The following is an 8,691-nucleotide window of genomic DNA, read 5'->3' as shown; positions in this document are numbered from 1 at the left end:
GCCTCTGGGGCCCCCGGCCGGCCGCGCTCTCCGATCTCTCACCCCACGTGCTCCAGCGAGTGCGCGTTCGACACCATGTCCAACCACCCGCGCCAGCCGGCCACCGCCGCCGGCTCGGCCCACGGCCTCGTCGTCCGGACCAACCTCACCCCCGGCCGGGCCAGCCAGCGCAGCAGTACCCCCACCTCCTCCGGTGGTGCCCCGTTCAACGGGCCCGGGTCCGGCAGCACCGTCTCCGCCGAGGCCACCAGCGCCTCCACCACCGGCATCGGCGGCACCCCGCGCCGCGCCACGCCCGCCGAGGCCAGGCGGCCGTAGCGGATCACCGACAGCTCCCAGCCGCCCGCTCCGTCCGGGCTCGCCGCGATCAGCTCGGCGATCGACGCCAGCGCCGACTGGCGGTGGGCCCGCCCCAACGCCCGGATCAGGCCCGCCAGCTCGTCGCGGTGGCGGGCCGCCTGCTCGTAGTGCTGCCCCTCCGCCAGGCGCTCCACCTGGGCCGCCGCCACGTGCAGCGGGCCGCCGTCGAGGCCCGCTATCAGGCCCGACGCCGACTCCACCGCCGGGACGTACGCCTCCACGCTCTGGCGGCCCGCGCACGGCGCCCCGCACCGGCCCAGCTCCGCCAGCACGCACGGCGTCCCGTTCGCCGTCCGGGGGGAGATCCGCTGGGTGCACGTCCGCAGCCCCGACGCACCGGCCAGGGTGTCCGCCGTCGCGCGGGCGTCCGCCTGGTTGCGGAACGGCCCCAGCACGCCCGGCCGCGGCAGGCGGACCACCGACAGCCGCGGGAACGCCTCCTCCGTCAGGCCGATCCACCAGCCCTGGTGCCGGTTCTTCGACCGCCGGTTGTACGCGGGCTTGTGCGCCGCGATCAGCCGCAGCTCCCGCACCTCCGCCTCCAGCGCGTGCGCGCACACGACGTGGTCGACGCGCTCGGCCAGCCCGACCATCTCGCGGATCCGGCTGCGCCCCTCCGACCCCGTGAAGTACGTCCGCACGCGCCGCCGGAGGTCCTTCGCCGTGCCGACGTACAGGACCTCCTCCTTCGGCCCCTTGAAGAGGTAGACGCCCGGCGCCGACGGCAGGTCCGCCGCCAGGTGGCGTTTCGCCCGCTGCGCCACCGTGACCTCGGGCAGGTAGCCCATCAGTTCCTCGAGCGAATGGACGCCCAGGTTGCCGACGCGCTCCAGCAGCCCGTGCAGCACGTCGACGGTCGCCCGGGCGTCGTCGAGCGCCCGGTGCGTCGGCCGGGTCCGGGCGCCGAACAGCAGGGCCAGCGCCGTCAGGTTGTAGCGGCCCACCTCGTCGCGGGGGACCACCCGCCGCGCCAGGCGGACCGTGCAGACCACCGTCAGCTTCGGCCAGGCATAACCGTGTCCTTCGCACGCCGCCCGCATGTGGGACGTGTCGAACCCCGAGTTGTGCGCCACCAGCACCGAACCGCCGATGAACTCGAGGAACGCCGGCAGCACCTCCTCGATCGGCGGGGCGTCGTAGACCATCGCCTGGGTGATGCCCGTCAGGGAGACGATCTGCGGCGGGATCACCATCCCCGGGTTGACCAGCGTCGCGAACTCGCCCAGCACCTCGCCGCCGCGCACCTTCACCGCACCGATCTCCGTGATGCCCGACGGGCCGGGGGCCGCGCCGGTCGTCTCGAGGTCGAACACCACGAAAGTCGTCTCCCGCAAGGGAGTTCCGAGCTCGTCGAACGCGAGCTGAGCCTGGGTCGAACGCATGTGCGGGACAGTAGAGGGGAGCACCGACAGTTTTCGGGGGTCCGGGTGGCGGAGCCCCCGGCCGGGGCGGAGCCCCGAATGGACGCCGACAGTTTCGGGGGTCCGGGTGGCGGAGCCCCGAATGGGCACCGACGTTTTCCGGTCGCCGCCGCTCCGTGTGCCGCGCGGGGCGCGATGTGGGGGCGGGGCCTACCCTGGACCAATGCACCCGCAGCCGCTCGTGCCGGAGCCGCCCGGGGACCCCGCCGGTCCCTCGGGTGTCGCGTCGCGCCCGGAGCAGGCTGAGGAGGACGTCGGCCGGCCCGAACCGGCCACCTGGCCGGCGCTGCCGGAGCCGGTCCGCGACCGGATCGCCGAGCTCTCGGCCGCCGCCGTCGCCAAGCTGCCCGCCACGGACGTGCCCCGGCAGCTGCGGCCGGTGGCCAAGTTCGCCCCGGCGAAGCGGGCCAAGCTGGGCGGTGCCGCGCTGCTCGCCGCGCTCGGCGAGTCGGCGCAGTTCCGGACCGCCGTCATCGAGTGGCTGCGCGAGCACCGCACGGACGCGCTCGACCCGAACGCGGCCGACTCGGTCGCGGCGGCGGCCGCCGCCGTGCTGCTGGGGGAGTCCGGCGCGGCCGGGCGCGTCCGGCTGGTCGCCAAGAACGCCGAGGAAAACGCCCTGCGCGCCGAACGCGACGCCGCGCTGGCCCGCAACCAGCGGCTCGAAGCCGAACTCGCGCAGCTGCGCGTGGAGCTGGCCGAAGCCAGGAACGCCGCCGAGAGCGTCCGAGGCGAGCGCGAGGGTGAAGTCGAGAAGCTCCTGAAGCGCCTCCGCGAGCAAGGCGTCCAGCTGCGGCAGGCCAAGGACGCCGCCGAAGCGGCCTCGGCGGACGCCGAACGCGGCGCCGGTGCCCGCGCGCAGGAGATCGCGGCCCTCAACGCCCAGCTCGAGCGCGAACGTCAGCGCGTCGCCCACGAACGCGCCCGCGCCGAACGCGCGGCCGCGGACGCCGACATCGCCCGCCAGTCCGCCCGCGAAGCGCGCGAAGCCGACGAAGTGCGGCTGGCGCTGCTCATCGACACGATCGACGGCGCGGTCACCGGCCTGCGCCGCGAGCTGGCCCTCGGCGCACGCGGGGCGCGGCCCGCCGACATGGTCCGCGGCGCCAGCACCGGCACCGGACAGGGCGGGAAGATCGCCGACGTGTCCACGTTGGACCGCTATCTGGCGCTGCCGAACGTGCACCTGATCGTCGACGGCTACAACGTCACGAAGACCGGTTACCCCGAGCTGGCGCTGGCCGACCAGCGCGACCGGCTGATCCACCAGCTGTCCGCCTTGGCGGCGCGCACGTCGGCCGAGGTGACCGTGGTGTTCGACGGCGCGGGCGTGCTGTCGGTCCCGGCTTCGGTGCCGCGCGGGGTCCGGGTGCTGTTCTCCGACCGCGGGGTGCTCGCCGACGACGTGATCCGCAACATCGTGGCGGCCGAGCCCGCCGGCCGGCCGATGGTGGTGGCGACGTCCGACCGGGCGGTGGCGGACTCCGTGCGCGGCCGCGGGGCGCACCCGACACCGTCCGCGGTGCTGGTCAGCCGCCTCTCGCGGGTCTGACCCACCGAAATTGTCGGTGGTGGCGCCTACCGTGCTCCCCAAGTCGGTTCCGGCGTGAGGAGGACACCGTGCACGACACCCCTGAGCTGTCCGAAGTGGACGTCTCACACATTTCGGTTTCGGACATCGAGAACGTCGTGGTCGACTGCGACCGCTGCGTCGTGCGCGGGATCTCCTGCCACGACTGCGTCGTGAGCGTCCTGCTCGGCGCGCCGCCGGAGGTCGTCTGGGACGCCGACGAGCGCCGCGCCGTGGACGCGCTCGCCGACGCCGGGATGGTGCCTCGGCTGCGCCTCGTCGAGGACCGGCGGACCGCCTGACGCGCCCGTTTCGTGTCGGCGCGCCGAGTGGTCGATCGGATCAGGTGAACGGTCGGTGACCGAAAGGGCCGTCCGGGAAACCCCAGCGTGTTACGCCCATCACATGTTTTTTCCCGTGCAGGTCCGATCGGGTTTAGCGGCGCTACGGAGAGTTTTTGCCGGAGAGGTGGTGGACGAGCAGGCGGTCTTTTCGTAACCTGTCCGAGATCTCGTGGCCCCCGGCCGTCCGACAAGGGCGGCGACGCGGGATCGCCGCCGGACGCAGCTTTGTCGGGAAGCTGGGAACCGGAACCACCACCGCGGTCGCAGCTGTTGCGGAAGAAGACGGCTCGCGCCCGGTGCGGGACAGCGGCGAAGAGGAACCCCCGACCTCTTCGCGCCCCGGTCCCCTCGGCGGCCGAGACGCAAAGGAGACCCGCGCGACCGTGCAGTCGCATCCAGTTAGGCGCGTGGTTTCAGGTGCCCTCGCGGCGGCTTCGGTGATCACCCTCGTCACCATCGCCCAGCCGACGGCCACCGCCGCCCCCGTCCCCGTCCTCCAGGCCCCGCCCACCGGCTCGGACGCCCTCGCCCAGTACCGCGACCTCGCGGCACAGGCCGAAAAGCTCAACGAAGACCTGCTCAAGGCCCAGGACGACCTGAAGGCCAAGCAGGGCGAGCTCGACAAGGCGACCGGCGACGTCAATGCGGCGAAGGACCAGGCCGCCGTCGCGGCCGAGAACCAGAAGAAGTACCAGACCGAGGTCGACAAGTTCGCCGGCGCGTCGTTCACCAGCGGCGTCCAGCTGAACAAGCTGTCCGCGCTGCTGGCCGGCACGTCCACTCAGGACTTCCTGGACCGCTCCTCCGCCCTCGAGGTCATCGCGACCGAGAAGAACGGCGCGATGGGCAACCTCACCGGTGCCGTCCAGCAGGCCACCGACGCCGCGAACAAGGCCTCCGACGCCGCGAAGCGCGCGCAGGACGCCCGTGACGCCGCGGCCAAGCTGACCGACGACATCAAGGCCAAGCAGAAGACGCTGAACGACCAGATCGAGCAGCTCAAGGCGGCCAACAAGAGCCTGAGCGCGCTCGACAAGGCGTCCCAGAAGGACACCGGCGGCTCGCCGACCGGGCTGAAGGCCCCCACCGCGGCCGCCCAGACGGCGCTGGACGCGGCGCTGAGCAAGCTCGGCAAGCCGTACGGCTGGGGCGACACCGGCCCGAACTCGTTCGACTGCTCGGGCCTGATGCTGTGGGCCTACAAGCAGGCCGGCCTCACCCTGCCGCGGTCGAGCCGTGAGCAGTCCACCTTCGGCGCCGCGGTGCCGCGGGACCAGCTGCAGCCGGGCGACCTCGTGTTCTTCTACTCGCCCGTTTCGCACGTCGGCATGTACATCGGCGACGGCAAGATGGTCCACGCGCCCGACACGGGTGACGTGGTGAAGATCTCGCCGCTGCAGAGCCAGTACTCGGGCGCCCGACGCCCGACGTCCTGACCCGAGCGCCACGAAGGGGCGGTACCGCACACGCGGTGCCGCCCCTTCGCCGTGCACGGCCCCGCTAACCTCTGGGGCGTGCTCAAGACCCTGCTCGTGACCAACGACTTCCCGCCGCGGCCCGGGGGAATCCAGAACTACCTGAACTCCCTCGCCACCCGGCTGCCGGCGGACGACCTGGTCGTCTACGCGCCGTCGTGGGAGTCGCGGACGGGGTCGCACGAGGAGTTCGACGCCGAGGCGCCGTTCGAGGTCGTCCGGCACCCGACGTCGCTGATGCTGCCCACGCCGGACGTCCTTCGCCGCGCGAAGCAGATCATGCGCGCGAGGGACTGCGAAGCCGTCTGGTTCGGCGCTGCCGCGCCGCTCGCGCTGCTGGGGCACTCCCTGCGCCAGGCCGGTGCGCGGCGGATCGTGGCGTCCACGCACGGCCACGAAGTCGGCTGGTCCATGCTCCCCGGGAGCAGGCAGGCCTTGCGGCGCATCGGCGACACGGTGGACGTCGTCACCTACGTCAGCCGCTACACCCGCGGCCGGTTCGCGGCCGCGTTCGGCCCGATGGCCGGGCTGGAGCTGCTGCCGTCCGGAGTGGACACCGAGCTGTACAAACCGGACGCGGGCGGCCGCGCGGAAATCCGGGCGCGGCACGGCCTTTCCGACCGCCCGACCGTCGTGTGCGTGTCGCGGCTCGTCCCGCGCAAGGGGCAGGACCAGCTGATCCGCGCGCTGCCGAAGATCCGCGAGCGGGTCCCGGACGCCGCGCTGCTGATCGTCGGCGGCGGCCCCTACCGCACGGCGCTGGCCGGGCTGGTCGCCGAGCTGGGCCTGGAACGCGACGTCGTGCTCACCGGGTCCGTGCCGTGGGCCGAGCTGCCGGCGCACTACGCCGCGGGGGACGTCTTCGCCATGCCGGCCCGCACCCGCGGCAAGGGCCTCGACGTCGAAGGGCTGGGCATCGTCTACCTGGAGGCGTCCGCGACCGGCCTGCCGGTGGTCGCGGGCAACTCCGGCGGCGCGCCCGAAGCTGTGCTCGACGAGGTCACCGGGCACGTCGTCGAAGGCCGGGACACCGAGCAGCTCGCCGAGACCCTGGCCAGCCTGCTGGCCGACCCGGTGCGGGCGCGGCGGATGGGCGAGGCCGGGCGGGCGTGGGTGGCGGAGAACTGGCGCTGGGACACGATGGCCGGGCGGCTGGCCGGCCTGCTGGACGGCGACCCGGTGGCCGTCGTGCGCTAAGGCGTGTAGAGCGCCGGGTGCCGCGGGTCGTCGACGCGCACGACGACGTCGGCCAGCGCGCTCGGGTCCACCTCCGCTTCGTAGCGCTCGTAGGCCGGCACCGCCCAGGCGTCCGGCACGCGGCGGCGCAGGGCCGCGGGGGAGAGCCACAGGTGCACGGCCAGGTCGAAGGCCAGGCCGGCGCCCAGGAGCAGTTCGCCGTCCACGAGCACGACCCCGCCCTCGGGCACCGGCACGCGCTCGGCGCGGGTCGCGCGGTCGCGCTCGGCGTCCCACAGCGACGGCAGGACCTCGCCCGACCCGTGCTCGCCGAGCGGGTCGAGGACTTCCCGGCGCAGCGCGCCCACGTCCAGCCAGTCGGTGTAGCGGGCGTCGGGGTCGGTGCGGCCGTGCTCGAAGCGCAGGGACGCCGGCCGCAGGAAGTCGCGCGCGGACACGCGCAGGGCCGCGCGGCCGCGCAGGCGCAGCGGGTCGACCAGGGCGTCGGCGAGTTCTGTGGTTTCCGTCGCACCCGCCGCGCCGTCGACGGCGACCGCGATCCGCCGCCGCCCGGTGAGCGCGTCGATGCGGTCGGTCAGCTCTTCGGCCAGGACGGCGGGGGAAATGGGGCGGTAGCGCACGGGTGACGATCCTGCACCCGTACCGGGGACCGGTTTTGTCGTACCCCGGTGGGAGGATGGTGTCATGACTTCTTCAGTGGGGAAGACGGCCGATGTGGGGTGGAACATCGGGGTTTCGCGAACCTTGCCGTACGCGGCCGGAACGGTGTGGGACTTCCTGGTCAGCCGCGACGGCGTCGAGATCTGGCTGGGGCCGGGTGTGGAGCTGCCGCGGGAGCCGGGGGCGGAGTACGAGACGGCGAACGGCACGGTCGGGGAGATCCGCAGCTTCGTCGAGGGCGACCGGGTGCGGCTGACCTGGCGGCCGAGCGACTGGGACCACGACTCGACGGTGCAGGTGCGGCTGAGCGGTTCGGGCGCCAAGACCACGTTGCGGTTCCACCAGGAATGGCTTTCGGGGGCTGAAGAACGCGAAGAACAGCGGGCATACTGGCAGGACGTGACCGAGCGCGTCGTGGCGGCACTCGCCGAGCGCTGAGCGGACTCATGGGGGCGGGATGACGACCGTGGAAGTGGCCGAGGACTTCGCGCAGGACGCACACCTGTTCGCGGAGCTGCTCCGCGCGGGCGGGCCGGTGCGGCGCGCGCGGATGCCGCGCGGCCTGGACTGCTACATAGTCACGGACTTCGCGCAGGCGCGGGCCCTGCTGGCGGATTCGCGGCTGCACAAGGACAACCGGCGCGCGTACGAGCTGTTCGAAGCGAAGCTCCCGGCCGGGGCGACCAACCAGGGCGGCTTCGGCGAGGCGCTCGGGCGGCACATGCTCAACACCGACCCGCCGGACCACTCGCGGCTGCGCAAGCTGGTGAACAAGGCGTTCACCGGCCGCACGGTCGCCCGGCTGCGGCCGCGGATCGAGGAGATCACCGCCGAGCTGCTCGACGCGCTGGCCGGGCAGGAGCGGGCCGACCTGCTGCCGTCGTTCGCCGCGCCGCTGCCGATCACGGTGATCTGCGAGCTGCTGGGCGTCGCCCCGGAGGACCGCAATGAGTTCTCCGCCTGGTCGAAGACCCTGCTGAGCGCGTCGGCGCCGGAAGACGCGCAGCACGCGGCGCAGAGCATGCTCACCTACCTCACCGGCCTGGTCGAGCAGAAGCGCGCGGAGCCGGCCGAGGACCTGCTGTCGGACCTGGTGCACGCGAGCGACGACGGCGACTCGCTGTCCGGCGACGAGCTCATCTCGATGGCGTTCCTGCTGCTGGTCGCCGGGCACGAGACCACGGTCAACCTGATCGCCAACAGCGTCCTGGCGCTGCTGCGGGAGCCGGAGCAGCTCGCCCTGCTGCGCGCCGACCCGTCGCTGATGCCGGGCGCGGTCGAGGAGTTCCTCCGGTTCGACGGCCCGATCCACCTGGCGACGCTGCGGTTCACCGCCGAGCCGGTCGAAGCGGGCGAGGTGACCATCCCGGAGGGCGAGTTCGTGCTGATCTCGCTGCTGGGCGCGAACCGCGACGGCGAACGGTTCCCGGAGCCGGACCGCCTCGACGTCACGCGCGCCGCGGGCGGGCACCTCGCGTTCGGCCACGGGATCCACTACTGCGTCGGCGCGCCGCTGGCCCGGCTGGAGGCCGAGATCGCCCTGGCCGGCCTGCTGGCGCGGTTCCCGGGCCTCGCGCTGGACGCGAAGCCGGACGAGCTGGTCTACCGGCCCAGCTCCCTGGTGCACGGCTTGGAGGCACTGCCCGTCCGACTGAGGTGACGTC

8 protein-coding genes are annotated in these 8,691 nt (G+C 73.4%); 6 read left to right on the top strand and 2 right to left on the bottom strand.

The genetic code is table 11. The features are described 5' to 3' along the window. Nucleotides 1-38: 38 nt before the first annotated feature. Nucleotides 39-1,742, bottom strand: a complete 1,704-nt coding sequence (locus ACWEVP_RS23440; RefSeq protein ID WP_452064681.1) for a DEDD exonuclease domain-containing protein — start codon at nt 1,740-1,742, stop codon at nt 39-41. Nucleotides 1,743-1,944: 202 nt separating this feature from the next. Between ACWEVP_RS23440 and ACWEVP_RS23435 the strand changes: the two genes are divergently transcribed. The 4 genes from ACWEVP_RS23435 (at nt 1,945) to ACWEVP_RS23420 (ending at nt 6,367) form a co-directional block, all read left to right on the top strand. Further along, nucleotides 1,945-3,333 carry an NYN domain-containing protein gene (locus tag ACWEVP_RS23435; RefSeq protein ID WP_452064680.1) on the top strand — a complete coding sequence of 463 codons (1,389 nt, stop codon included), beginning with the start codon at nt 1,945-1,947 and terminating at the stop codon, nt 3,331-3,333. Between the two features lie 68 nt (nt 3,334-3,401). Then, a complete protein-coding gene (locus ACWEVP_RS23430) occupies nt 3,402-3,653 on the top strand; it encodes a hypothetical protein (protein WP_452064679.1) in 252 nt (83 codons plus the stop codon). Nucleotides 3,654-4,078: 425 nt separating this feature from the next. Further along, nucleotides 4,079-5,131 (top strand): C40 family peptidase, encoded by a 1,053-nt coding sequence (locus ACWEVP_RS23425; RefSeq protein WP_452064678.1) that lies wholly within the window; start codon nt 4,079-4,081, stop codon nt 5,129-5,131. 78 nt (nt 5,132-5,209) lie between these two features. Beyond that, nucleotides 5,210-6,367: a glycosyltransferase family 4 protein gene (locus tag ACWEVP_RS23420; RefSeq protein WP_452064677.1), complete on the top strand. Its 1,158-nt coding sequence runs from the start codon at nt 5,210-5,212 to the stop codon at nt 6,365-6,367. On the opposite strand, the gene ACWEVP_RS23415 is transcribed toward ACWEVP_RS23420, so the two are convergent. Then, nucleotides 6,364-6,987: a uridine kinase gene (locus tag ACWEVP_RS23415; protein WP_452064676.1), complete on the bottom strand. Its 624-nt coding sequence runs from the start codon at nt 6,985-6,987 to the stop codon at nt 6,364-6,366. The genes ACWEVP_RS23420 and ACWEVP_RS23415 overlap by 4 nt on opposite strands. A gap of 64 nt (nt 6,988-7,051) precedes the next feature. On the opposite strand from ACWEVP_RS23415, the gene ACWEVP_RS23410 reads away from it, so the two are divergent. Further along, nucleotides 7,052-7,465, top strand: coding sequence for an SRPBCC family protein (locus tag ACWEVP_RS23410; protein WP_452064675.1), 414 nt, complete (start codon nt 7,052-7,054; stop codon nt 7,463-7,465). A 19-nt stretch (nt 7,466-7,484) separates the two neighbouring features. Further along, nucleotides 7,485-8,687 carry a cytochrome P450 family protein gene (locus ACWEVP_RS23405; protein WP_452064674.1) on the top strand — a complete coding sequence of 401 codons (1,203 nt, stop codon included), beginning with the start codon at nt 7,485-7,487 and terminating at the stop codon, nt 8,685-8,687. Nucleotides 8,688-8,691 lie beyond the last annotated feature (4 nt).

It is taken from the genome of Amycolatopsis sp. NPDC003865 (assembly GCF_053605345.1).
This window is presented reverse-complemented; position numbering and strand designations above follow the sequence as displayed.